26 protein-coding genes and 1 tRNA gene are annotated in these 23,971 nt (G+C 64.0%); 13 read left to right on the top strand and 14 right to left on the bottom strand.

The window, feature by feature from the left end; translation table 11 throughout:
- The first annotated feature begins 167 nt into the window (after window positions 1–167).
- Window positions 168–857 carry a Hint domain-containing protein gene (locus tag RB2654_RS04705; RefSeq protein WP_008329028.1) on the top strand — a complete coding sequence of 230 codons (690 nt, stop codon included), beginning with the start codon at window positions 168–170 and terminating at the stop codon, window positions 855–857.
- Here the strand turns inward: RB2654_RS04705 and RB2654_RS04700 are convergent, their stop codons facing one another.
- From RB2654_RS04700 to RB2654_RS04665, 9 genes are all read right to left on the bottom strand, one after another.
- Window positions 858–1,463 carry a nucleotidyltransferase family protein gene (locus tag RB2654_RS04700; RefSeq protein WP_008329027.1) on the bottom strand — a complete coding sequence of 202 codons (606 nt, stop codon included), beginning with the start codon at window positions 1,461–1,463 and terminating at the stop codon, window positions 858–860.
- Entirely contained in the window at window positions 1,460–2,761 is a 1,302-nt protein-coding gene (locus RB2654_RS04695; RefSeq protein WP_008329026.1) for a branched-chain amino acid ABC transporter permease, read from the bottom strand. The genes RB2654_RS04700 and RB2654_RS04695 overlap by 4 nt, the downstream gene beginning before the upstream one ends.
- Entirely contained in the window at window positions 2,758–3,768 is a 1,011-nt protein-coding gene (locus RB2654_RS04690) for a branched-chain amino acid ABC transporter permease (RefSeq protein ID WP_008329025.1), read from the bottom strand. Before RB2654_RS04690 ends, RB2654_RS04695 begins: the two co-directional genes overlap by 4 nt.
- Complete coding sequence (locus RB2654_RS23315) at window positions 3,768–4,124, bottom strand: hypothetical protein (RefSeq protein WP_148912586.1); 357 nt, start codon at window positions 4,122–4,124, stop codon at window positions 3,768–3,770. Before RB2654_RS23315 ends, RB2654_RS04690 begins: the two co-directional genes overlap by 1 nt.
- Window positions 4,121–4,486, bottom strand: coding sequence for a hypothetical protein (locus tag RB2654_RS04685; RefSeq protein ID WP_008329024.1), 366 nt, complete (start codon window positions 4,484–4,486; stop codon window positions 4,121–4,123). The genes RB2654_RS23315 and RB2654_RS04685 overlap by 4 nt, the downstream gene beginning before the upstream one ends.
- A gap of 6 nt (window positions 4,487–4,492) precedes the next feature.
- On the bottom strand, window positions 4,493–5,311 hold the full coding sequence (locus RB2654_RS04680) for an ABC transporter ATP-binding protein (protein ID WP_008329023.1): 819 nt from the start codon (window positions 5,309–5,311) through the stop codon (window positions 4,493–4,495).
- The gene (locus RB2654_RS04675; RefSeq protein WP_008329022.1) at window positions 5,308–5,802 is read right to left on the bottom strand and encodes a hypothetical protein; all 495 of its coding nucleotides are present in this window, start codon (window positions 5,800–5,802) and stop codon (window positions 5,308–5,310) included. The genes RB2654_RS04680 and RB2654_RS04675 overlap by 4 nt, the downstream gene beginning before the upstream one ends.
- A complete protein-coding gene (locus RB2654_RS04670) occupies window positions 5,799–6,581 on the bottom strand; it encodes an ABC transporter ATP-binding protein (RefSeq protein WP_008329021.1) in 783 nt (260 codons plus the stop codon). The genes RB2654_RS04675 and RB2654_RS04670 overlap by 4 nt, the downstream gene beginning before the upstream one ends.
- Before the next feature lie 78 nt (window positions 6,582–6,659).
- Entirely contained in the window at window positions 6,660–7,856 is a 1,197-nt protein-coding gene (locus RB2654_RS04665; protein WP_008329020.1) for an ABC transporter substrate-binding protein, read from the bottom strand.
- A 168-nt stretch (window positions 7,857–8,024) separates the two neighbouring features.
- Between RB2654_RS04665 and RB2654_RS04660 the strand changes: the two genes are divergently transcribed.
- Window positions 8,025–9,131: a PQQ-dependent sugar dehydrogenase gene (locus tag RB2654_RS04660; protein ID WP_008329019.1), complete on the top strand. Its 1,107-nt coding sequence runs from the start codon at window positions 8,025–8,027 to the stop codon at window positions 9,129–9,131.
- Between the two features lie 13 nt (window positions 9,132–9,144).
- On the opposite strand, the gene RB2654_RS04655 is transcribed toward RB2654_RS04660, so the two are convergent.
- The gene (locus tag RB2654_RS04655; protein WP_040884400.1) at window positions 9,145–10,137 is read right to left on the bottom strand and encodes a GlxA family transcriptional regulator; all 993 of its coding nucleotides are present in this window, start codon (window positions 10,135–10,137) and stop codon (window positions 9,145–9,147) included.
- Between the two features lie 195 nt (window positions 10,138–10,332).
- Here RB2654_RS04655 and RB2654_RS04650 point away from each other — a divergent pair, with 195 nt between their 5' ends.
- A complete protein-coding gene (locus RB2654_RS04650; protein ID WP_040885450.1) occupies window positions 10,333–11,703 on the top strand; it encodes a class II 3-deoxy-7-phosphoheptulonate synthase in 1,371 nt (456 codons plus the stop codon).
- 118 nt (window positions 11,704–11,821) lie between these two features.
- On the opposite strand, the gene RB2654_RS04645 is transcribed toward RB2654_RS04650, so the two are convergent.
- Window positions 11,822–12,514 (bottom strand): PAS domain-containing protein, encoded by a 693-nt coding sequence (locus RB2654_RS04645; RefSeq protein ID WP_008329002.1) that lies wholly within the window; start codon window positions 12,512–12,514, stop codon window positions 11,822–11,824.
- A gap of 146 nt (window positions 12,515–12,660) precedes the next feature.
- On the opposite strand from RB2654_RS04645, the gene RB2654_RS04640 reads away from it, so the two are divergent.
- Genes RB2654_RS04640 through RB2654_RS04630 form a run of 3 tightly spaced genes read left to right on the top strand, consistent with a single transcriptional unit; the run spans window position 12,661 to window position 14,706 of the window.
- The gene (locus RB2654_RS04640; RefSeq protein WP_008329001.1) at window positions 12,661–13,539 is read left to right on the top strand and encodes a YicC/YloC family endoribonuclease; all 879 of its coding nucleotides are present in this window, start codon (window positions 12,661–12,663) and stop codon (window positions 13,537–13,539) included.
- Window positions 13,540–13,546: 7 nt separating this feature from the next.
- Window positions 13,547–14,188, top strand: coding sequence for a guanylate kinase (gene gmk, locus RB2654_RS04635; RefSeq protein ID WP_008328999.1), 642 nt, complete (start codon window positions 13,547–13,549; stop codon window positions 14,186–14,188).
- The gene (locus RB2654_RS04630) at window positions 14,185–14,706 is read left to right on the top strand and encodes a gamma carbonic anhydrase family protein (RefSeq protein ID WP_008328997.1); all 522 of its coding nucleotides are present in this window, start codon (window positions 14,185–14,187) and stop codon (window positions 14,704–14,706) included. Before gmk ends, RB2654_RS04630 begins: the two co-directional genes overlap by 4 nt.
- 77 nt (window positions 14,707–14,783) lie before the next feature.
- Here RB2654_RS04630 and gpt read toward each other — a convergent pair whose 3' ends face one another.
- Together gpt and fabI are read right to left on the bottom strand one after the other, a co-directional pair.
- Complete coding sequence (gene gpt, locus RB2654_RS04625) at window positions 14,784–15,290, bottom strand: xanthine phosphoribosyltransferase (protein ID WP_008328996.1); 507 nt, start codon at window positions 15,288–15,290, stop codon at window positions 14,784–14,786.
- A gap of 1 nt (window position 15,291) precedes the next feature.
- Window positions 15,292–16,113, bottom strand: a complete 822-nt coding sequence (gene fabI, locus RB2654_RS04620) for an enoyl-ACP reductase FabI (protein WP_008328994.1) — start codon at window positions 16,111–16,113, stop codon at window positions 15,292–15,294.
- Between the two features lie 121 nt (window positions 16,114–16,234).
- Here fabI and pdxH point away from each other — a divergent pair, with 121 nt between their 5' ends.
- From pdxH to RB2654_RS04590, 6 genes are all read left to right on the top strand, one after another.
- A complete protein-coding gene (pdxH, locus tag RB2654_RS04615) occupies window positions 16,235–16,840 on the top strand; it encodes a pyridoxamine 5'-phosphate oxidase (protein WP_008328991.1) in 606 nt (201 codons plus the stop codon).
- A 117-nt stretch (window positions 16,841–16,957) separates the two neighbouring features.
- Window positions 16,958–17,488 carry a cold-shock protein gene (locus RB2654_RS04610; protein WP_040885449.1) on the top strand — a complete coding sequence of 177 codons (531 nt, stop codon included), beginning with the start codon at window positions 16,958–16,960 and terminating at the stop codon, window positions 17,486–17,488.
- A gap of 1 nt (window position 17,489) precedes the next feature.
- On the top strand, window positions 17,490–17,957 hold the full coding sequence (locus RB2654_RS04605) for a DUF192 domain-containing protein (protein WP_148912585.1): 468 nt from the start codon (window positions 17,490–17,492) through the stop codon (window positions 17,955–17,957).
- Between the two features lie 41 nt (window positions 17,958–17,998).
- Window positions 17,999–18,075, top strand: a tRNA-Pro gene (locus RB2654_RS04600).
- 642 nt (window positions 18,076–18,717) lie between these two features.
- Window positions 18,718–22,410, top strand: a complete 3,693-nt coding sequence (locus tag RB2654_RS04595; protein WP_008328986.1) for a vitamin B12-dependent ribonucleotide reductase — start codon at window positions 18,718–18,720, stop codon at window positions 22,408–22,410.
- A gap of 12 nt (window positions 22,411–22,422) precedes the next feature.
- Window positions 22,423–22,713, top strand: a complete 291-nt coding sequence (locus RB2654_RS04590) for a hypothetical protein (RefSeq protein ID WP_040884398.1) — start codon at window positions 22,423–22,425, stop codon at window positions 22,711–22,713.
- Window positions 22,714–22,869: 156 nt separating this feature from the next.
- Here RB2654_RS04590 and RB2654_RS04585 read toward each other — a convergent pair whose 3' ends face one another.
- Window positions 22,870–23,100: a sulfurtransferase TusA family protein gene (locus RB2654_RS04585; protein ID WP_008328982.1), complete on the bottom strand. Its 231-nt coding sequence runs from the start codon at window positions 23,098–23,100 to the stop codon at window positions 22,870–22,872.
- Window positions 23,101–23,196: 96 nt separating this feature from the next.
- Here RB2654_RS04585 and RB2654_RS04580 point away from each other — a divergent pair, with 96 nt between their 5' ends.
- Window positions 23,197–23,949 (top strand): cytochrome c biogenesis CcdA family protein, encoded by a 753-nt coding sequence (locus tag RB2654_RS04580; RefSeq protein WP_008328981.1) that lies wholly within the window; start codon window positions 23,197–23,199, stop codon window positions 23,947–23,949.
- Window positions 23,950–23,971 lie beyond the last annotated feature (22 nt).

The following is a 23,971-nucleotide window of genomic DNA, read 5'->3' as shown; positions in this document are numbered from 1 at the left end:
GGCAATTTCAGGGCGGGTCGTCTAAAACCTTAAGAAAACAAGGGGATTCAATGGCGCGGTCCGGCAACATTTTCCCGAATAACTTCATAGTTTCGGCATGATTGCCCGATAGCTTGAAAGTCGACCTAATAGCGACCCCTGACCAAACCCCGAACGGACGCCCCGACATGCTGCATTTTCGCTCCCCCGCCGTCGACCGCGACCTTGACCCCGGCCTACTCGATGCGCGCGGCTCCTCGCCGCTCACGACCTTTTCCACCTCGGGCCTCGCCCCGTCGGCGGTTGTCGAGACCATCGATGGCCCGAAGCTGTCGCGCGATCTGAAAGCCGGCGATCAGGTCATCACCCGCGACAACGGCACGGCGACCGTGCGCTGGGTCGGTGAAAGCATGTCCGTCTACGACAACGAGAACGAGAACGCGCAGGCCGCGGAACGTGGCCCGGTGCGCATCAAGGCCGGTGCGCTCGGCACCGATCCCGAGGCGGGCAATCTCGTCCTGAACGCCGGTCAGCGCCTTCTGGTGCGCAACCCGGTGAACGAACTCTACTTCGGCACCGACGAAGTGCTGGCCGATGTGGGTGATCTGACCCATCTCGACGGCGTCGATTACGTGCCGCGCTCGGTCATGCGGTTCAAGCACGTGCTCCTGGACACCCATGAACTGATCCGCGCCAATGGCGTCTGGATGGAAAGCTTCGCGCCCGAGATGTGGTCGATCCGCGTCGGGTTCCCGGACCAGTGGGCCGAGATCACCGAATGCGTGCCGCGCCTGCGCTATGAGAACGGCGAAGCGAACTATATCGCGCCGCGCATGTCGCTGAACGGCCGCGAAGCCCGTCTGCTCGACGCGATCTGATTACCTGTCACCGCCGCGCCGCCACGCCGCCCAATCTTCGGGCGTGTCGAGGTCGGTGCGCGCGTGCGAATAGGGCAGGACGACGGGCCGAACGCGGTCGGCATTGGCTTCCATGATCGTCTTTGCGCCCTCGTCGCCTTCCAGCGACCGCAGCGCGGCGAAATCGCGGAACGGAAACACGACCGGATGGCCCAGCTTGCCGTCTGCCGTGGCGCCGCGCAGGATCACCTCCCCGTCGAACGCCGCCAGCACACGCCGCATATCCTCGGTCGTGACATCTGGCATGTCGGCCAGCAGGACCATGACGGCCACCGCCCCCTCGGGCAGCGCCGACACACCAGCGGCCAGCGAGCGCGCCATGCCGTCGGCGGCATCGGGAACCTCGACCACCGCAATCGGCTTTTCGTCCAGCAAATCCCAGCGGTCGGGCCGTTCGTCACGTGCGGGCAGGGTGACGATCACCGGCTGACCCGTGGCGAGCGCCGCTTCGACACGGTCGAGCAGAAGCGGCTTGTCCCCGACCTCTTCCATCAGCTTGTCACGCCCGCCCATCCGCGAAGACGTTCCCGCCGCAAGGATCAGGACGGGAACCGCGAGGGGCGTCATTTTTCCGGGATCAGCCCGCGCGGGCTGAACCTGAGGACGAGCAGCATGATAAGCCCCATGGTGAAGAGCCGCATATGCGCCGCCGAGCCAAGAAGGTGCGACTTGAGCGGACCCTCGGACATGCCGGCCGTCACCAGATCCATGAGGGCCTGACCCATCGGCTCCACCTGCACCCAGAAGAACCAGATCACCACGCCCCCCAGCACGGCGCCCCAGTTGTTCCCTGACCCACCGACGATCACCATGACCCAGACGAGGAAGGTGAAGCGGAGCGGCTGATAGGACGCGGGCGTAAGCTGGCCGTCCAGCGTCGTCATCATCGCGCCAGCGATGCCGACAACCGCCGAGCCGAGGATGAAGATTTGCAGGTGGCGGCGGGTCACATCCTTGCCCATCGCTTCCGCGGCGACCTCGTTGTCACGGATCGCACGCATCATCCGGCCCCATGGCGAGCGCAGGGCCATTTCGGACATCCAGATGAGAACGAGCAGCACGGCGAGGAACAGGCCCGCATAGCCCAGTTTGACCACGACCGCCGAGGTGGACACCGGATCGGCCCCGATGCTCTGCGCCCAGTCGACAAAGCCCGCCGATTGCTGGAGGTCGATCTCGTAGGGCACGGGCCGGGGCAGGCCGACGACGTTCTTCACGCCACGCCCCAGCCAGTCCTCGTTCTTGAGCATGGCGACGATGATCTCGGAAATCCCCAGCGTCGCGATGGCGAGGTAATCGGAGCGCAGGCCGAGCGCGGTCTTGCCGATGGCCCAGGCCGCCCCGGCCGCCAGCAGGCCGCCGACGGGCCAGGCGAGGATCACAGGCAGGCCAAGACCGCCAAGAAAGCCTTGCGAGGCCGGGTTCACGGCCTCGATGGCCTGAACCGCGGGGTCGAACAGCGCGCGGTAGACGAAGAATCCGACGATCAGGAATGCGAGCAGGGCCAGCGTGCGGGTCTTGCCGGGCGTCATGCGTTTGTAGATCTGCACCGCGCCGAGGATCACCCAAAGGCCCACGAACAGCGCGAAAACCACACGCAGGCCGCCCGCCGACCAAGCCTCGCCCACCGGCGCGATGGAGGTGACGACCACCGCCAGCCCGCCAAGCGCGGTGAAGCCCATGATGCCGACGTTGAACAGCCCGGCATAGCCCCACTGCATGTTCACGCCGAGCGCCATGATGGCCGAGATCAGCCCCATGTTCAGGATCGTGAGGGCGAGGTTCCAGCTCTGGAACACGCCGGTGCCGAGGATCAGCAGACCGACAGCCGCGAAAAGTCCGATGTTGCGCCAGTTGATGCTCATACCGATTTCCCCCGGAACAGACCCGTTGGTCGGAACAGCAGCACGATCACCAGAATTGCGAAGGAGACTGCGAATTTATAGTCGGTGGACAGAAGCTGAAGCAGCCCGTCCGGTGCCCAGGCTTCGGGCACGATGTAGGTCACGACCTTTTTCCACGCATAGGTCACCATGACCTCGGAAAACGCGATGACGAACCCGCCCGCGATCGCGCCCAGTGGCGAGCCGAGCCCGCCTACGATGGCCGAGGCGAAGATCGGAAGCAGAAGCTGGAAATAGGTGAAGGGTTTGAAGCTCTTGTCGAGGCCATAAAGCGTCCCGGCGATGGCGGCGAGGGCGGCCACGATGATCCAGGTGATCGCCACCACGCGCTCGGGGTTGATCCCGGACAGGAGCGCCAGATCCTCGTTATCCGAATAGGCGCGCATCGACTTGCCGGTGCGGGTGCGGTTGAGGAACCAGAACAGCAGGGCGACGACGATGGCGGCGGTGATGACGGTGATGAGCTGCGTGGATTTCAGCGCCAGACCTTCGGCCAGCCCGGACCATTCCTTGAAGTCGCGGGCGGTAAAGACGAACCGCGCCCCGTCGGCGAAGTTCTGGTCGCCCGGCCCGATAATCAGGCGCACGACCCCGTTCAGCACGAACATCACGCCGATCGAGGCCATGACCAGCACGATCGGTTTGGCTTTGACCCGCCGGTAATAGGCATAGACGACCTTGTCGGTGCCCAGCACCAGAAGCGCGGTGATCGCGATGCCGAAGGGCAGGGCGAGAAGCGCGACGGGCAGGGGGCCGAGGCTCAGACCCCAGCTTTGGAAGAGCCATGTGAACAGGATCACCACCATCGTCCCGAACGACATCGTGTCGCCGTGGGCGAAGTTGGAGAACCTCAGGATTCCGTAGATCAGCGTGACCCCGAGCGCGCCGAGCGCCAACTGGCTGCCATAGGCCATGGCGGGGATCAGCACGAAGTTCGACAGGGCGACGATGGCGTTGAGCAGGTCCATCAGCTTGGGGCCTCGCAAGTCAGTTTAGTGAGAGTCGAGGTTTGAGGGAAAGTATTGGTGTCAAGCGTGTGAAAAAGCATTGGAATGCCTTCATCAACAAGGGAACCATCAATTAGCAAGGTGTTGATTTTTCCATTGATTGACCAAGTCCATGGCCCCCAATACCCACCGGTCAAGCCAACAATAGCACTGCCGTTCACTTTGACACTTCCAGCCCCGCTGGAATCGGTATCGATAGGCGAAAAGGCAAAGGTGAAGTAGCCATTGGCTGAAGCGCAATTAATGTTGATGCGTGCGCCTTCGGCATGGACCGTGGCGGGCAGGGTGAGCGCGAGAAGGGCGAGCGTGCGGATCATCGGGCCATGCACCTCCCGGCGAAAGCGGTCCGCTCGGCGCCTTCGTAAAGGCCCATCGTGACGACTTCGACCACAGACCAGTCGGGGGTGAGGGTCATCAGGCCGACTTCGCCGGTCGCCATGTTGGCGGCGGACCATGCGGTGTAGCCTGCGTCCTCGGCCAGCAGCTCGTAACGCATTTCGCCCGCCATCGACGACATGAGGAGCGATCCGTCCTCCATCGTGCCGACCGTGAATTCCCAGTCGGACGAGGTGCAGGCATCGGTGCCGAAACATTCTTCGACCATCAGGCAATCGTAGCTGTCGGCCAGCGCGGGCGCTGCGGCGATTGTCAGGATGGTGGCGAAAAGTGCTGTCTTCACTGTGACTTACCCCCCGAGGAAACTCTGGCGCACTTCCGGGTCGGCGAGCAGTTCCTTGCCGGTCCCCGTATGCGCATTGGCGCCCTGGACGAGCACGTAACCCTTGTCGGCGATCTCGAGCGCCTGACGTGCGTTCTGTTCGACCATCAGGACCGGAAGGCCGGTGCGCGCCACTTCGATGATCCGGTCGAACAACTCGTCCATCACGATGGGCGAGACACCCGCGGTCGGTTCGTCGAGCATGAGCACTTTGGGTTGGGTCATAAGCGCACGGCCCACGGCCACCTGCTGCCGCTGCCCGCCGGACAATTCGCCCGCTGCCTGATAGCGTTTTTCCTTGAGGATCGGGAACAGTTCGTAGACCTGCTCCATCGTCGGGCGGATGTCGTCGGTGCGGATGAACGCGCCCATTTCAAGGTTCTCTTCCACGCTCATCGAGGTGAAGATGTTGTGGGTCTGCGGCACGAAGCCCATGCCCTTCTTCACCCGGTCCTGCGGGCTCAGGTCGGTGATATCCTCGCCGTCCAGCCGCACGGAACCGGACCGCACGTTCAGCATCCCGAAAAGCGCCTTCATCCCCGTCGATTTGCCCGCGCCGTTGGGGCCGACGATCACCGCGATCTCGCCCTTGTCCACGGCGATGGTGCATTCGTGCAGGATGTCGGGGCCGTTGCCGTAGCCGCCTGTCATGCTTTCGCCGATCAGGAAAGGGCCGCCCGGTGCCGGGCGCGCCTTGCCGTGCTGGGGGCCGGGCGTCATGGTCGCGCCGCCCTCTTTCGTGACCGAACGGTCCTTGTTGCCACGTCCGCTGTATGCGTCGCTCATAGGTCGTCCTCCACCAGCGCGAGGAGAGCCGCGCGATGGTATTCCATATGTTTATCAGTCATTTGCGTGCCGCCCTCGACCGTCTGGGCGAGGTGCGGGATGCCGGACAGGTCGATCACCGTCACGAGCGAGATCATGTCGGGCTGCACCATGTAGGTCAGCGTTTCGGCCGGGATGTCGCCGCCAAGCACGCTTGGTCGATCCATGATCCCGACGCTTTCCTGCGCCGGGAATGTCTCGGCTGCGCCCGACAGGTCGCCCGGGGTGGCGACCCAGACATCGTAGGCGAAGGGCGGCAGGGGGCCGGTCAACAGCATGACGGTGTCGGCCTGATAGAAGGTGACGCCCATACCGGGGTCGTAATCGCCCGCGATGCCCGCGAACGGGGTGTCGTCGGGGCAAAAAAGCACGCCGTCCCCCACGGTGTCGCAGGTCTGCGCCAGGGCCGGAGCCGCGGCGAAGAGCGATGCGATGACCAAGCCTCGGATCATGCGCCCACCTGATCCTTGTTCTTCAGCCCGGTGCCCAGATAGGCCTCGATCACCTGCTCGTTCGCCTTGATCTCGGCCAGCGTGCCCTCGGCCAGCACCTTGCCCTCGGCCATGCAGATGACCGGATCGCAGAGCTTTTCGATGAAATCCATGTCGTGCTCGATGACGACGAAGGTATAGCCACGCTCGACGTTGAGCCGTTTGATCGCATCGGCGATGGTGTAAAGCAGCGTGCGGTTCACGCCCGCGCCGACTTCGTCCAAGAACACGATACGTGCATCGACCATCATCGTGCGTCCGAGTTCCAGAAGCTTCTTCTGCCCGCCCGACACCTGACCCGCGCGCAGGTCCGAGATGTGTTCGATGGTCAGAAACTCCATCACCTCGTCGGCCTTGGCCCGAAGCGCGCGTTCCTCGTCCGCGATGCGTTTGCGGCCGAACCACGTGTCCCACAGCCGTTCGCCCGACTGTCCGCCCGGCACCATCATCAGGTTTTCGCGGCACGTCATCGAGCCGAATTCATGCGCGATCTGGAACGTTCGGAGCAGGCCTTTGTGGAAAAGCGTATGCGGCGGCAGGCCGGTGATGTCCTCGCCTTCCATCGTGACGCGGCCGGATGTGGGTTCAAGAACCCCGGCGATCACGTTGAAAAGCGTGGTTTTTCCCGCGCCGTTTGGGCCGATCAATCCGGTGATCGCCCCTTTTTCGATTGTCAGACTTGCGCCGTCGACCGCATGGAAGCCGCCGAAATGTTTGTGCAGGTTTTCGACCGTGATCACGGGAACCCCACCTCCGTATGAACCAAGCCCGGGGAGAAGTGTCCCCGGGCTTGGGCCGTTTGTCTAGGAAAAGGCGACTTAGCGGAACTGAACCGTCGAGTAGCCGTCGTCGGTGATCTCGTACTCTTCGTACGTGCCGGCGGCTTCGCCCGGCTCGATCAGCTCCACGCCCGAGGCGCCGACATAGTCGATTTCGCCACCGTTCGCGAGGATTTCGAGCGCCTTGCCAAGCTCACCCGGCAGGATCGGCTCGCCCGGTGCGTTGGCCACGTCCATGACGTTGGCCGCAATGGCTTCGCCGGTCGCCGCGCCGCCTTTGAAGGCCGCGAGGGCGAGCAGGGCGGCGGCGTCATAGCTTTCACGGGTGAAAGCGGACGAACCGTTGATGCCGGCCGCGTCGGTGATCGACACGAAGGCTTCCGCGCCTTCGCCTTCGGCGCCCGGAATGGTGCCGTAGGAACCGACGAGCATGTCGCCGAGGTCCGCGATCAGCGAGTCGGCATACATGCCGTCACCCATCGCGAAGGTTTCGAACGCGCCGGTGTCGATGGCCGACTGGATCACGCCCTTGCCGCCGGAATCGGCGTAGCCGAGCACGACCAGTACGTCGCCGCCAGCCGAGGCGAGCGATGCGACTTCGGCCGAGTAGTCACCCTTGCCGTCTTCGTGGGGCACCGTCGTGGTGATCGAGCCACCCATGCCTTCGAAGGCCGCCGAGAACGCATCGGCAAAGCCTTTGCCGTAGTCGTTGTTGGTGTAGGTCACGGCGACCGAGGTCACGCCTTTGTCCGACAGCACCTGCGCGAGGACTTCACCCTGACGGGCGTCCGACGGGGCGGTGCGGAAGAACAGGCCGTTGTCTTCGACGGTGGTGAGCGCCGGCGAGGTCGACGAGGGCGAAATCATCGGGATGCCGTTGGGCAGCGCCACGTTGGCCAGAACGGCGGTGGTGGAGCCGGAGCAGGCCGCGCCCATGATTGCGATCACGCCTTCGTTCGAGACGAGGCCTTCGCCCGCTGCCGTCGCGGCGGAGGCGTCGACACAGGTGGTGTCGGCCTGAACCGAGGTCAGCGTCACGCCTTCGAGGAACATGCCCGAGTCGTTCACTTCCTTCAGCGCGAGTTCCGCGCTCTGCGCCATGTGCGGTGTGAGCGATTCGATGGGGCCGGTGAAGCCGAGCAGAATGCCGATCTTGGCTTCCGACATATGGCTTTCGGCAAAGGCGCCCGTCGCCACAAGTGCGCAGGCGCTGCTTGCGAGAAGCAGTTTTTTCATGTGTTTTCTCCCTGTTGGATCGTTGTCCTGCACTCACCCTAGCGATGATTTCGGGAATGAAAAGGGGGGTGCTTGCGCGGCTCGCACAGGTTGTCGTTGGCTGACGTGCGGTCACGTTGTCGTGGGGCGCGATTGTCCAGCCTGTCAAAGCCCCCCATCGTCCTGTCTATGACCGCGATGAACCCCCTCCCGCTCGCCGCCGCGCTGACCCTGACGGTCGCGTTTCCTCTTCATGCCGCCACGGTCGAGACCGAAGCGGGCCCGATGGAGATCACCGAGATCGCAGACGGCTTCGACATGCCGTGGGGCGTCGATTTCCTGCCGGATGGCGGTTTTCTGGTGACCGAAATCGCCGGAACGCTGGTGCGCGTCGATGCCGAGGGCGGTCGCACCGAGGTGTCCGGCGTGCCGCAGGTGGTGGCGCAGGGGCAGGGTGGCCTGCTCGATGTCGCGGTCGCCCGCGATTTCGGCGAGAGCCGCGAAATCTTCCTGACCTATTCCAAACCGCAGGACAGCGGCGCGGGCACCGCCCTGATGGTCGCGCGGCTGAACGAGGCGGGAGACGGGCTGACGGGGGGCCGGGTGCTCTTCGAGATGGCCGAAGGCGGCAACACGACCCAGCACTATGGCTCGCGCGTGACCGAGGCCGCCGATGGCACGCTGTTCGTCACGGTGGGCGAACGGGGCAAGGCCGACCTCGCCCAGAGCCTTGGGCATCACAACGGCACCGTGGTGCGGGTCGCCCGCGACGGCACCGTTCCGTCCGACAACCCCTTCGTCGGTCAGGACGGGGCGCTCCCCGAAATCTGGTCCTACGGCCACCGCAACCCGCAAGGCGCGGCGATGGACGGTGAGGGTCGGCTCTGGGCCGTCGAACACGGCGCGCGCGGCGGGGACGAGATCAACCGCATCGAACCCGGCACGAATTACGGCTGGCCCGAGATTTCATACGGCACGAATTACAACGGCTCGAAAATAGGTGTCGGGACCGAAGCCGAAGGCATGGCGCAGCCCGAACACTTCTGGGATCCCTCCATCGCGCCCTCCGGCATGGCGATTCTGTCGGACGCGATACCGGGGTGGGACGGTCACTTCGTCATCGGCAGCCTGAAGTTCGACTCGCTTCACGTTCTCGACCCCGAGGACTGGTCGGAAGAGGTGATCCGCACCCGCGAAACCGCCCGCGTGCGCGACGTGGCCGAAGCGCCGGACGGGTCGGTCTGGTTCATTTCCGAGGATCGGGGCGCGATCTACCGGCTGGCACCCGCAGACTGAGCGGCCCGCGCGCCTAGGTGTCCGCCGATGCGCCCTGACTGCCGCGTTCGCGGTAGGGCGTCGTGCCGTATTGCGCGCGGTAGCATTTCGAGAAATGCGACGGGCTGGTGAAGCCGCAGGCCAGCGCCACGTTGATGACGTTCATGTCGGTCTGCATCAGCAGGTTGCGCGCCCGCCCCAGCCTGAGTTCCATGTAATACCGCTTGGGAGAGCGGTTCAGGTAGCGGCGGAAAAGCCGCTCCAACTGCCGGGTCGACAGGCCCACTTCGGCGGCGAGGGTCGCGGGGCTGATCGGGTCCTCGATATGCGCTTCCATCTTCTGAATGACCGTCGACAGCTTGGGGTGCCGCACGCCGATCCGGGTCGGAACCGATAGCCGCTGCGTGTCCCGGTCGGTGCGGATCGAGGTGTAGATCTGCTGATCGGCCACCGCATTCGCCACGTCCGCCCCCTGATCGCGCGCGATCAGCGACAGCATTAGGTCCATCGAAGCCGTGCCGCCCGCCGTCGTGATGATCTTGCCGTCCATCACGTAGATCGACTTGGTCAGGTCAACGTCGGGGAAATCCTCGAGAAAGCCGTCATGGTTCTCCCAGTGGATGGTGGCGCGTTTGCCGTCGAGCAGCCCGGCCTTGGCGAGCGCATAGGCCGCCGTGCACAGCCCGCCGATGGTCACGCCCCGCCGCGCCTCGCGCCGGAGCCATGAAATCAGCTTGGGCGAAGTGTGCTTGGTCACGTTGGTTCCGGCGCACAGGATCACCGTGTCGTCATGGCGCAACTCGTCCAGATCGCCGTCTAGCTGAAAGCTGGAGCCGGCCGAACAGGTGGCCGTTCCGCCGCCCTCACCGATAAGGCGCCACTCATAGGCCTTGTGTCCGACCTGCCGATTGGCCAGCCGCAGCGCGTCCAGCGCCCCCGCGAAACTCAGCAGGGTGAACTCGGGCATGAGCACGAAAACGAAGCGGCGCGTCGTGCTGTCGGTGCGGAGGGCGGTGGCTGGTGGCATCGTGACGTCTGTGTCTGGCTGGTCCAACGCGGGATTGAGTATTTAACGCACTTTTGCAATCCCCCGTCCAGCGGATCGGGGCAAGTTTGTTTTGCCTTGAGGCGGGTGCGTGGGTATACACCCCATGTTCCCCGGAAATGTTGACGCTAACATGAGCACGGCGCAAATCCCGGGGCCCGAGCGATGGAGAAGAAAATGACCAACTGGACGAAATCGGCATGGCGCGCGAAACCGCGGGTTCAGATGCCGGATTATACCGACGAGGCCGCGCTGGCCGAGGTCGAGGCCCAGCTGTCCAAGTATCCGCCGCTCGTCTTCGCAGGCGAAGCGCGCCGGTTGAAAAAGCAGTTGGGCGCGGTGTCGCGCGGGCAGGGGTTCCTGCTGCAAGGCGGCGATTGCGCCGAAAGCTTCGCGGAATTCAGCGCCGACAACATCCGCGACACATTCAAGGTGATGTTGCAGATGGCGATGGTGCTGACCTACGGCGCCAAGGTTCCGGTGGTGAAGGTCGGTCGTATGGCCGGGCAATTCGCCAAGCCGCGCTCGGCCCCGACCGAGACCATCGATGGCGTGGAGTTGCCCAGCTACCGGGGCGACATCATCAACGATCTGGATTTCACGCCCGAGGCGCGCATCCCGAACCCGCAGAAGATGCTTCAGGCCTACACCCAGTCGGCGGCTTCGCTGAACCTGTTGCGCGCGTTCTCGACGGGCGGTTTTGCCGACATCCACCGGGTCCACTCCTGGACATTGGGGTTCACGGAAAGCGACGAGGCCGAGAAGTATCGGGATATGGCTGGCCGTATTCAGGATGCGCTCGACTTCATGGGTGCCGCGGGCCTGACGTCTGACGTGAACCACGAACTGTCCACCGTGGATTTCTACACCTCGCACGAGGCGCTTCTGCTCGAATACGAAGAGGCGCTGGCGCGGGTCGATTCGACCTCCGGCAATGTCGTCGCCGGGTCGGGCCACATGATCTGGATCGGTGACCGCACGCGGCAGCCGGACGGCGCGCATGTCGAATTCGCGCGCGGGGTCATCAACCCGGTCGGGCTGAAATGCGGCCCCACCACGACCGAAGAGGACCTCAAGGTTCTGATGGAGAAGCTGAACCCCGAGAACGAGGCCGGGCGCCTGACGCTGATCGCCCGTTTCGGCGCGGGCAAGGTGGCCGAGCATCTGCCGCGCCTGATCGAGACGGTGAAATCCGAAGGCGCGAACGTTGTGTGGTCCTGCGATCCGATGCACGGCAACACGATCAAGTCGGCCTCGGGCTACAAGACCCGGCCCTTCGAACAGGTTCTGGCCGAGGTGCAGGAGTTTTTCGCCGTCCACCGCGATCAAGGCACCATCCCCGGTGGCGTGCATTTCGAGATGACCGGCAAGGACGTGACCGAGTGCACCGGCGGTCTGCGCGCTGTGACGGACGAGGATTTGTCGGACCGTTACCACACGGCCTGCGATCCGCGCCTCAACGCCTCGCAGGCGCTCGAACTCGCCTTCCTCGTGGCCGAAGAGCTTTCGGGGCGCGGCAAGATCGAAACGGCGGCTGCGACGGCCTGACCGGCACCCGATGCTTGAACAAGAAACCCCGCGCCTCGGCGCGGGGTTTTTCGTCTGGATGCACCGGAAAGCCGCCGTCCGCGATGGCAGGCGGCGGCTTCCCCGACGCGGACGTCCGCTACCCCTCGCTCCCGTCCGCGTCGTGCACGAGGCGCAGGAACGGGGCGGTTCCCGCCTCTGCGCCATCGAATGCCGCTGTCTGTTCCGCCGCTTGGGTCCGGGCCTGGGCGCGGTCTTCGGCCATCGGGTACTGCGGCCCGGTGTCGGACAGGAGCGGTTCGACCGACTGCGTGGTGATCCTGAACCGGCGTGGCCCGCGCCCGATCTTGCCCTTGGCCTGCAACGCCCCAAGGATGCGTGTCGGACGCCCCCGTTCGTCCTTGAGCGGCAGCAGCACCATCTGCGCCTCCAGCTTGGGCCGCGTCAGGCCCGAGTCGCTTTCAAGCGTCAGACGCGCCTTGGCCGGGCTTTCCAGCACCGATTCCAGTACCATCTGAAGCTCCCGCCGCCCTTCCGGCAGGAACATGGCGGTGATCGGCATACCGCGCACTTCCATCCCCATGAGATCGTTCAGGTGCATCCCCGCGAGCCGGGTCCGCGCCACGCCCGGCGCGATCTTTTCCAAGACGAACGCGTATTCCAGAACGTCCGAGATACCGCGCGGGTCCACGTCGCCACGTGTCGGCATCACCCGCCCGTTGCGCAGCGCGTCCCAATAGGCGTCCACGCGGGCGATGGACGGAAAATGCGCCTGCGCGCGCGCCGGAGCGATGGAAATGACGTTTGAACCCTTCAGATACTCGATCTTCATGACACTACCTGTTCGTGCTGCACGTTGCCCCGTCGTGCACCCTCTGTTAACGAATGACCGGCGTTCCTTACCGATGCCTTAATCTGCCACAATTTCGTCCAGATTGGGGCGAAACCTGAAGAAAGGGTTAACGCTTGACCCACTCGATGACCGGCTTCGCGGCGCTCAAGGGCGCATTGCACCCCTGGAGCTGGAGCTGGGATATCCGTTCGGTCAATGCCCGTGGGCTGGACATGCGGATTCGCGTGCCGGACTGGGTCGACGGGCTGGAACCCGCGGTCCGCAAGGCCGTGTCCGGTGCCGTGGCGCGGGGCAATGTGACCGTCGGGCTCAGGATCACGCGCGATGCGGACGAGGGGGCGCTGGCGATCAATCCCGCCGGGCTCGACCGGGCGCTCGCCATGCTGGCCGAAATCAACGCCGCCGCCGCCCGCAACGGGATCGAACTGGCGGGCACCAGTGCCGCCGATGTCGCCGCCATGCGTGGTGTCGTCGAAACGGCGCAGACCGAGGACGATACCGCGCCGCTTCTCAAGGCCTTGATCGCGGACCTGCCGCCGCTCCTGTCGGCCTTCAACGACATGCGCCTACACGAAGGTGCTGCGCTTCGCGACGTGCTGTCGGCCCAACTGGGCGAGATCGAGTCGCTGGTGGGCGAGGCCGAGACGTTGCTCGACGCCCGCAGCGAGGATCAGGCGACGACGCTGAAAGCCGCCTTCGCCCGCGTGATGGACAGTGCCGAGACGATGGACGGCACCCGGATCGAACAGGAACTGGCCCTGATCGCCGTGAAATCGGACGTGCGCGAGGAACTCGACCGACTGACCGCCCATGTCGCGCAGGCGCGCAGTCTGCTGACCGGAGATGAGCCGCGCGGACGCAAGCTCGACTTCCTGATGCAGGAGTTCAACCGCGAGGCCAACACGCTGTGCTCGAAGGCCGGATTCCAGCCGTTGACGCGGATCGGGCTGGACCTCAAGGCCCTGATCGACCAGATGCGTGAGCAGGTTCAGAACATCGAATGAGGCAGACATGAAACGCCGCGGCCTTCTCATCATCCTGTCGTCGCCCTCGGGCGCGGGGAAATCCACCTTGGCCCATCGCCTGATGGATTGGGACCCGACGCTGGCGTTTTCGGTGTCGGCCACGACGCGCACCCCGCGCGAGGGCGAGGTTGACGGCAAGGACTACCGTTTCATGGACGAGACCGGGTTCAAGAAGCTCGTGGCCGACGGTCAGATGCTCGAACATGCCCATGTGTTCGGCCATTTCTACGGCTCGCCCGAAGCCCCGGTGCGCGACGCGATCGAGAACGGGTGCGACGTGCTCTTCGACATCGACTGGCAGGGGGCCGAGCAGATCAAGGATTCCAGCCTCAGCCACCATGTGCTGTCGATCTTCGTCCTGCCGCCCTCGATTGCCGAGTTGAAGCGCCGTCTGATAACGCGCGGCAAGGATGCGCCCGAAACCATTGAAAAACGGATGCAAAAAAGCTGGGACGAGATCAGCCATTGGCACGGCTACGACTATGTTCTGGTCAACGATGACCTCGACGCGACGTTCGAGAAGCTGAAGGTGATCGTATCGGCCGAGCGGCTGCGCAAGTCGCAGCAACCCAACCTCACGCCCTTCATCCGCCAACTTCAGGCAGAATTCACCGAGGCAGACGCATGATCTATGAACTCGACGGCATCGCGCCGACCATCCACGAGGACACATGGGTCGCCCCCGATGCAAACCTGATCGGCGACGTGGTGCTGGAAGAGGGGGCGAGCGTCTGGTTCGGCTGCACCCTGCGCGGCGACAACGAACGCCTGACCATCGGCAAGGGCACGAACGTGCAGGAAAACTGCGTGTTTCACACCGACATGGGCTTTCCCCTGTCGCTGGGCGAGAATGTCACCATCGGCCACAAGGCGATGCTGCATGGCTGTACGGTCGGGGACGGATCGCTCATCGGCATGGGCGCGACGGTGCTGAACGGCGCGAAGATCGGCAAGGGCTGTCTGATCGGGGCCGGGGCGTTGGTGACCGAGGGCAAGGTGATCCCCGACGGGACGATGGTGCTGGGATCGCCCGGCAAGGTCGTGCGTGAGCTCGACGAGGCGACGAAACAGGGGCTGATCGCCTCGGCGCTGCATTATCAAGACAACATGCGCCGGTTCAGGTCGGGGCTGAAAGCCATCGGCTAAACTCCTGACCGCAAAAGAAAACGCCCGCGTATGGAGCCATGCGCGGGCGTCTGGTTTTCGTCTGGCGCAGCGGCCTGTCAGTCCTTGCCGCGATACGGCTCAACGTATTGCAGCGCCATGTCCCACGGGAAGAAAATCCACGTGTCCTGGCTCACCTCGGTGATATAGCTGTCCACCATGGGCTTGCCCTTGGGCTTGGCATAGACGGTGGCGAAATGCGCGTTCGGCATCAGGTCGCGCACGACCTCGAGCGTTTTGCCGGTGTCGACCAGATCGTCGACCACCAGAACGCCGGTGCCGTCGCCGCAGACGTCCATGTCCGGCGATTTGATGACGACCGGCTCGGTCTGGGTCTGGTGGTTGTAGCTTTTGACGCTGATCGTATCGACCGTGCGGATGTCCAGTTCGCGCGCGACGATCATCGCGGGGGCCAGCCCGCCGCGGGTGATCGCGACCACAGCCTTCCACCCGCCGTCGTTCGGCCCCTTGCCGTCGAGCCGCCAGGCAAGCGCGCGGCTGTCGCGGTGGATCTGGTCCCAGCTGACGTGGAAGCCTTTTTCATGGGGCAGGCGATTGTCGACCATGTCAGTCTTCCTTCTTCACGGTGACGTCGATATCCGGCGCATCGACAGCCTTCATGCCCACGACGTGATAGCCCGCGTCCACATGATGCGTCTCGCCCGTCACGCCGGAGCCGAGGTCGGACAACAGATACAGCGCCGATTTGCCCACGTCGTCGATGGTCACGTTGCGGCGCAGCGGCGAGTTCAGCTCGTTCCACTTCAGGATATAGCGGAAGTCGCCGATGCCGGAGGCGGCGAGGGTGCGGATCGGCCCGGCGGAAATGGCGTTCACGCGGATACCGTCCTTTCCGAAGTCTTCGGCCAGATACCGCACCGATGCCTCCAACGCGGCTTTGGCCACGCCCATGACGTTGTAATGCGGCATGACCTGTTCGGCGCCGTAATAGGTGAGCGTCAGCATCGACCCGCCATCGGGCATCAGGTCGGCGGCGCGCCGGGCGACGGCGGTGAAGGAATAGACCGACACGTCCATCGTCATGGTGAAATTCTCGCGCGTGGTATCGGCATAGCGCCCGCGAAGCTGGTTTTTGTCCGAGAAACCAATGGCATGAACGATAAAGTCGATCTTGCCCCATTTCTCTTTCAACTCGTCGAACAGCGCGTCGACCGAGGCTTCGTCCATCACGTCGCAGGGGACCACGATGTTCGAGCCGAGTTGTTCGGCCAGCGGACCCACCCGCTTTTTCATCTGTTCGCCCTGATAGGAGAAGGCGAGTTCGGCGCCCGCCTCGGCGCAGGCCCGGGCGATCCCCCAGGCGATTGATTTGTCGTTGGCGAGCCCCATGATCAGCCCGCGTTTTCCGTCCATCAATCCGCCCGACATTGCCTGTTCCCCGTCCCGTCGATTACGTGTTAGCCCGGTTTATGAGATTGCCACGGGGCCTTCAAGCCTGCTGGGCAGGCAAGTTGCCCAAGGGGCAGGCGGCGTCGGAACGGGGAGCGTCATGTCGGACAGGACTGGAATTTTCGCGGGCGACGACCCGTTTGCCATCACGCGGGCCTGGCTGGCCGAGGCCGAGGTGTCGGAGCCGAACGACCCGAACGCCATCGCCTTGTCGACCGTCGACGCCGACGGGATGCCCAATGTGCGCATGGTGCTTTTGAAGGATATCGAGGCCGAGGCGTTCGTGTTCTACACCAACTACGGCTCGGTAAAGGCGCAGGAGATCGAGCAGGCGGGGCGCGCGGCGTTCGTGCTGCACTGGAAGACGCTGCGGCGTCAGGTGCGGGTGCGGGGCACCGCGACCCGCGCGGACGGGCCGGAGGCCGACGCCTATTACGACTCCCGCTCGCTCAAAAGCCGTCTCGGTGCCTGGGCCTCGCATCAGAGCCAGCCGCTCGACAGCCGGACATCGCTCATGGCGGAGGTGGCGAAAGTGACCGCGACCCACGGCACGCATCCCAAGCGGCCACCGTTCTGGGGTGGCTTTCGGATCGTCCCGACCGAGATGGAATTCTGGGCCGACGGCGCGTTCCGGCTGCACGACCGATTCCGCTGGACGCGTGAGTCAGCACAAACATCGTGGAAAATCCAGCGTTTACAGCCGTGATTCTTTGGTGAAAAACGTGCGTCCTGTCGAAAAAGTCAGGGTCGGCCATCTTGTTTCATTTTGCACAATCGTCCACATTTGGAATTGGGGATGCTGGACAACAAGGTGTGCTTTGACATGGACGACGACACAGCGTCGGGCCGCTATGTACAGCGTGGCACGGTAAAGTGGTTCGACCCCGCCAAGGGGTTTGGCTTCGTGGTCGCCGATCAGGGCGGGCCTGACATTCTTCTACACGCCAACGTGCTTCGGAACTTCGGTCAAAGCTCGGTCGCGGACCGGGCCGGGATCGAGATCGTCGTGCAGGACACGCCGCGCGGGATGCAGGCGGTCGAAGTGCTCGCCATTCATGCCGCCGAAAGCGAAGAGACGATCACCAGCACGTTCACCGAGGATCTGGACCTGTCGCGCGCCGATCCGTTGGAACCGGCGCGGGTGAAATGGTTTGACAAGGGTAAGGGCTTTGGTTTCGCCAATGCCTTCGGTAAACCGGAAGACGTGTTCATCCATGTCGAGGTGTTGCGCCGGTCGGGTCTTGCCGACCTGCAACCGGGCGAAGCCATCGGGATGCGCGCGGCGATGGGCGAACGCGGGCGCATGGCGCTGTTGGTGACATCCTGGGACGCGGCCTTGGACGGAGAGGACTGACGTGAAAGTAACGAGTGTTTTGCTGGCCGCGTGTCTGGCCGGCCCCCTGACGGCCCAGACCTGTGACGAAGCTCAGGTCGATCTGCGGGGCACGTTCGGAACCGCCCGGTTCTCGGTCGAGATCGCGGATGACGACGCGGAGCGCGCGCAGGGGCTTATGTTTCGCGAAAGCCTGCCGTCCGGGCAGGGGATGCTGTTCATCTATGAAAGCCCGCGCCCGGCCTCGTTCTGGATGAAGAACACGCTGATCCCGCTCGACATGATCTTCGTCGGGGCCGACGGCGTCGTGCGCAACGTGCACGAGAATGCGGTGCCGGGCGATCTGACGCCGATCCGGGGGGGCGACGACATTCTGGCCGTGCTCGAGATCCGGGGCGGTCTGGCCGGGGCCATCGGGATCGAGGCGGGGGCCGAAATGCGCCATCCCGCCTTCGGCGACGCGGCCGCCTGGTCCTGCGCCGCGCAATAGGTCTTTCCATCACTCGTCGCTCTTTGTAGAGAGGCGCACGTCGGGGCGTAGCGCAGCCTGGTAGCGCGTCTGTTTTGGGTACAGAAGGTCGTGAGTTCGAATCTCGCCGCCCCGACCATTCCCCTCGTCCTGCATCCGTCCTCCCGCCCGCGTGGGCCGTCGACCGGGAATCGGCGGGATGCGATTCTGCGACCTATATCCTTTTGGACTACCCATATCTGGTGTCCGATTTGGTTCATTAACAATATATGTGGTGTGCTCTCGGCTCGAATCTTGTGCGAAACGATGCAGAATCGAACATTGAGTGCTGGACTGTGGCGCGCACGCAATATGTAGCGCCGCGACCCGAGTTACCCACAACACTCATCCTTTTTGACAGTTTGATGACAGAAAGGCCTGAAAATCCGACGCCTTTTTCGACGACTCTCCGCGGGCAGGTTGGGGATGAATCACCGCGCGTCAGCGTCAACGAAAAAAAGAGGTTAACGGGGCCTGAAAACGCGTTGACGGGTGCGCCCCCCTACGTCAGTTTGTTTGTGCTGGTCGGAAAGCCACAACATATAGTGGCTGTCGGCGGGTAGGGATAGTTAGCCTCACATCGGACCCCAACAAAGGGGCCGCGACAGTTGCCGGGAAACGATGTTCCGGCGACCGGGGCCGTTTTTCCCTTCGCGCCGGCCCCGCCAGCACGAGTTGAGACGTGGGTCAGCGTGAGCAGTGATCCATCCAGTGACCGGCATTGAGAGACACAGGGGCCAAAATGAAAATCGCACGCAAGTTCACCGAGGCAGGCAAAGACGCATACGACGCGATCACGTTCACCCGCGCGACCTCCGAGATCCGCAACCCGGACGGGACCATCGTGTTCAAGCTCGACGATATCGAGATCCCGGAAAGCTGGAGCCAGGTGGCCTCCGACGTCATCGCGCAGAAGTATTTCCGCAAGGCGGGCGTTCCCGCCGCGCTGAAGCCGGTCAAGGAAGACGGCGTGCCTGAGTTCCTGTGGCGCCACGTCCCCGACACCAAGGCGCTCGACGCCATGGACAAGGCCGAGCGTTTCGGCGGCGAAACATCGTCCAAGCAGGTGTTCGACCGTCTCGCGGGTGCCTGGGCCTATTGGGGCTGGAAGGGCGGCTATTTCTCGACCGAGGAAGACGCGCGCGCCTATTACGACGAAATGCGTTTCATGCTGGCCAAACAGATGGCCGCGCCGAACTCGCCCCAGTGGTTCAACACCGGTCTGCACTGGGCCTATGGCATCGACGGTCCGTCGCAGGGTCATTACTACGTCGATTTCGAAACCAAGGAGCTGACCAAGTCGGCCTCCGCCTACGAACATCCGCAGCCGCATGCCTGTTTCATCCAGTCGGTCGGCGACGATCTGGTGGGTGACGGCGGCATCATGGACCTGTGGGTCCGCGAAGCCCGCCTGTTCAAATACGGCTCCGGCACCGGCACCAACTTCTCGTCTCTGCGCGCCGCGAACGAGCCGCTGTCGGGCGGCGGCAAATCCTCGGGCCTCATGGGCTTCCTCAAGATCGGCGACCGCGCCGCCGGTGCGATCAAGTCGGGCGGCACCACGCGACGCGCGGCCAAGATGGTCATCGTCGATGCCGATCACCCGGATATCGAGGAATACATCAACTGGAAGGTGAAAGAAGAGCAGAAGGTCGCCTCGCTCGTCGCCGGCTCCAAGATGCACGAGCGTCACCTGAACGACATCTTCACCGCGATCCACGGCTGGGACGGCTCTATCGACGCCGCCACCGACCCGAAAGAAAACCCGCAGCTGAAAGACGCCGTGCGCGCCGCGAAAAAGGTCGCGATCCCGGAGACCTACATCAAGCGCGTTCTCGACTACGCCCGCCAAGGCTATGCATCCATTGAGTTTCCGACCTATGACACCGACTGGGACTCGGAAGCCTATGCTTCGGTTTCGGGCCAGAACTCGAACAACTCGGTGCGCGTCACCGACGCCTTCCTCAAGGCCGTCGAAGCCGATGCCGACTGGGAACTGATCCGCCGCACCGACGGCTCGGTCGCCAAGACCATCAAGGCGCGCGATCTGTGGGAGAACATCGGTCACGCGGCATGGGCCTGTGCCGATCCGGGCATCCAGTACCACGACACCGTCAACGCATGGCACACCTGCCCGGAAGACGGCGCGATCCGCGGCTCGAACCCGTGCTCGGAATACATGTTCCTCGACGACACGGCCTGTAACCTCGCCTCGATGAACCTGCTCACCTTCCTCAAGGACGGCACGTTCCAGGCCGAGGACTACATGCACGCCACGCGCCTGTGGACCGTGACGCTGGAAATTTCGGTGACGATGGCGCAGTTCCCGTCGAAGGAAATCGCGCAACTGTCCTATGACTTCCGCACGCTGGGTCTGGGTTACGCCAACATCGGCGGCCTGCTGATGAACATGGGTCTCGGCTACGACTCGAAAGAGGGCCGGGCGCTGACCGGGGCGCTGACCGCGATCCTGTCGGGTGTGGCTTACGCAACGTCGGCTGAAATGGCGGGTGAGCTTGGCGCCTTCGACGGCTACAAGCGCAACGCCGACCACATGCTGCGCGTCATCCGCAACCACCGCACGGCGGCGTATGGCGCCACGGACGGCTACGAGGCGCTGGACATCAAGCCGGTCGCCCTTGACCACGCAGGCTGCCCGGACAAGGCGCTCGTCGACCTCGCCATGTCGTCGTGGGACGAAGCCCTCGCGCTGGGGGAAAAGCACGGCTACCGCAACGCACAGGTGTCGGTGATCGCGCCGACTGGGACCATCGGTCTGGTCATGGATTGCGATACGACCGGCATCGAACCGGACTTCGCGCTGGTGAAATTCAAGAAGTTGGCCGGTGGCGGCTACTTCAAGATCATCAACCGCTCCGTCCCGGCAGCCCTTGAAAAGCTTGGATATTCTTCGGCCCAGATCGAAGAGATCATCGCCTATGCGGTCGGTCACGGCAGCCTTGGCAACGCGCCGGGGATCAACACCCAGACACTGATGAACAAAGGCTTCGGCAATGCCGAAATCCAGAAGATCGAAAAGGGCCTCGCGTCCGCCTTCGACATCCGGTTCCAGTTCAACCAGTGGACGCTGGGCGAAGAGTTCTGCCGCAACGACCTTGGCCTTGGCGACGAGCTGAACGACCCGACCTTCGACCTGCTCAAGCACCTCGGCTTCTCGAAGGGCGACATCGAAGCGGCCAACGACCACGCGCTCGGCACCATGACGCTGGAGGGTGCGCCGCACCTGAAAGAAGAGCACTACAAGGTGTTCGACTGCGCCAACCCCTGCGGCAAGAAGGGCAAGCGGTTCCTGTCGACGGATGCGCACATCTACATGATGGCCGCCGCCCAGTCGTTCATCTCCGGCGCGATCTCGAAGACGATCAACATGCCGAACGACGCGACCATCGAGGATTGTCAGCGCGCCTACGAACTGTCGTGGTCGCTGGGGATCAAGGCGAACGCGCTGTACCGTGACGGTTCCAAGCTGTCGCAGCCGCTGGCCGCCGCGCTGGTCGAAGACGACGACGAGGCCGAGGAAATCCTCGCCACCGGCACGCCGCAGCAGAAAGCCGAAGTGCTGGCCGAGAAGATCATCGAGAAGGTGGTCATCAAGGAAGTCGCCCGCGCGGGCCGCGAAAAGATGCCGGATCGCCGCAAGGGCTACACCCAGAAAGCCATCGTCGGCGGTCACAAGGTCTACCTGCGCACCGGCGAATACTCGGACGGGCAGCTGGGCGAGATTTTCATCGACATGCACAAGGAAGGCGCGGGCTTCCGCGCGATGATGAACAACTTCGCCATCGCCGTGTCGGTCGGCCTGCAATACGGCGTGCCGCTGGAGGAGTTCGTGGACGCCTTCACCTTCACCAAGTTCGAACCGGCCGGGATGGTGCAGGGCAACGACACGATCAAGAACGCGACGTCGATCCTTGACTACATCTTCCGCGAGCTTGCCGTGTCCTACCTCGACCGCACAGATCTGGCCCATGTGAAGCCCGAAGGCTCGTCCTTCGACGATGTGGGCCGGGGTCAGGAAGAGGGCGTCGCCAACGTCAAGGAAATGTCCGAGACCGCCGCGACCCGCTCGCTCGAGATGCTGAAACAGGTGTCCTCGACCGGCTACCTGCGCAAGCGTCTGCCGCAGGAACTGGTGGTGCTTCAGGGCGGTCAGTCCACGGGCACCGACGACGCGCTCACGGCGCTGAACACGCTGGTGCCCGCCACGTCGGGGGGCATGGCCGGAGGCTCGATGGTCGCGGAACCCGCAACCTCGCTCGGGACCGGGACCGTCATGACGATGGACGCCCGCGCCAAGGCGAAGATGCAGGGCTACGAGGGCGAGGCCTGCGGCGACTGCGGCAACTACACGCTGGTGCGCAACGGCACCTGCATGAAGTGCAACACCTGCGGCGCGACGAGCGGCTGTAGCTGAGGAGCGCGGACGATGGAACTGAGAGATTACCGGGGGTCTTTTCTGGTCGATGGTCACGAGACCGAGCGGATGGACCTTCGCATTCTCTTGACCATCGGAGGCGGCGAAACACACGGGTCGGGCGCGTTCCGCGTGCCCGCCGCGATGATCGGGTCGGAAAGCGAAGGGCCGCTCACCTTCGTGACCGACACCGGCGAGACGATCACGCTCCATGTGCGTGAATTCGACCTGACGCAGGGGGTGGCCTACTTCCTGACCGACGGGGCGGTGCCTGCGATTGCGCGGGCGCGCGACGCCGGATGAGACGAGACACGGGGCGGGTGCGCTCGCCCCTGACGCGGATAGGGCCGCAGGCAGAAAACAACCGGGCGGTACAATGACGAGCCTTATCAGCGAAACTGGGGAGCCATGGGCTCCCCTTTTTCTTTTGGTATCAGGCGGTTGTGATGGGCCGCGCGGCTAGGCGCCCTTGCGGATCGTATAGGCGGTGGCGGCACCGTCGTCGTCGGTCGAGATCAGCGTGTGCCCTTCCTCGGCGCAGAAATGCGGCACGTCGATCACGGCGACCGGGTCGGTGGCGAGCAGGCGCAGAACCTGACCGGGCTGCATCCCGCGCAGGGCCTTGCCTGCCTTCAGCACCGGCCAGGGGCACAGAAGCCCGATGGCGTCGATTTCCACGTCGTGATCCATGGCAAAGCACATACTGCCGAAGGTGTTACAAGTCCATCGCCCGGATGTGACGTTGTGGCAGGTGACGGCGGGCGCGGGGCCGGGTAGAGGGGGAGCATGTTCGGGATAGACCTTATCGACGCGAGCCTCTTGCCCGCGCTTCTCATCGCGCTGGTCGCGGGGCTTTTGAGTTTCCTCAGCCCCTGCGTGCTGCCCATCGTGCCGCCCTATCTGGCATATATGTCGGGCGTGAGCGTGACGGAGTTGTCCGAGGGCGCGAAATCGTCGCGCAAGGCGACGGTGGCGGCGCTGTTTTTCGTGCTGGGCCTGTCTACGGTGTTTCTGTTCATGGGATTCGCGGCCAGTGCCTTCGGCGCGTTCTTTCTGCAAAACCAAAGCATCTTCAACACCTTGGCCGGGATCGTGGTCATGGTGTTCGGCGCGCATTTTCTTGGCATCTTCACGATCCCCTTTCTGAACCGCGAGGCCCGGCTGGACGCGGGCGACCAAGGGGGGAGTGCCTTCGGCGCCTATCTTCTGGGCCTTGCCTTCGCCTTCGGCTGGACGCCCTGCATCGGCCCGCAACTGGGCGCGATCCTGTCGCTCGCGGCGTCCGAGGCGAACGTGGCGAGGGGCACCTTCCTTCTGGCCATCTACGCGGCGGGGCTGGGCATTCCGTTCCTGCTGGTCGCGGCCTTCTTCCCCCGGATGAAGGGTGTCATGGGCTGGATGAAGCGGCATATGGAGCGGATCGAGCGGATCATGGGGCTGCTTCTGTGGACCATCGGCCTTTTGATGCTGACCGGGGGTTTTTCGGCGTTTTCTTACTGGCTGCTCGAAACCTTCCCGGCGCTCGCGACACTGGGCTGAGGTTTCGCCGCGCCGGGGCGCG

Origin of the sequence: Maritimibacter alkaliphilus HTCC2654, from assembly GCF_000152805.1 — a bacterium.
GTDB lineage: Bacteria > Pseudomonadota > Alphaproteobacteria > Rhodobacterales > Rhodobacteraceae > Maritimibacter > Maritimibacter alkaliphilus.
Note: the sequence above shows the minus strand (reverse complement) of the source record. Positions and strands in the feature narration are given on the sequence as shown.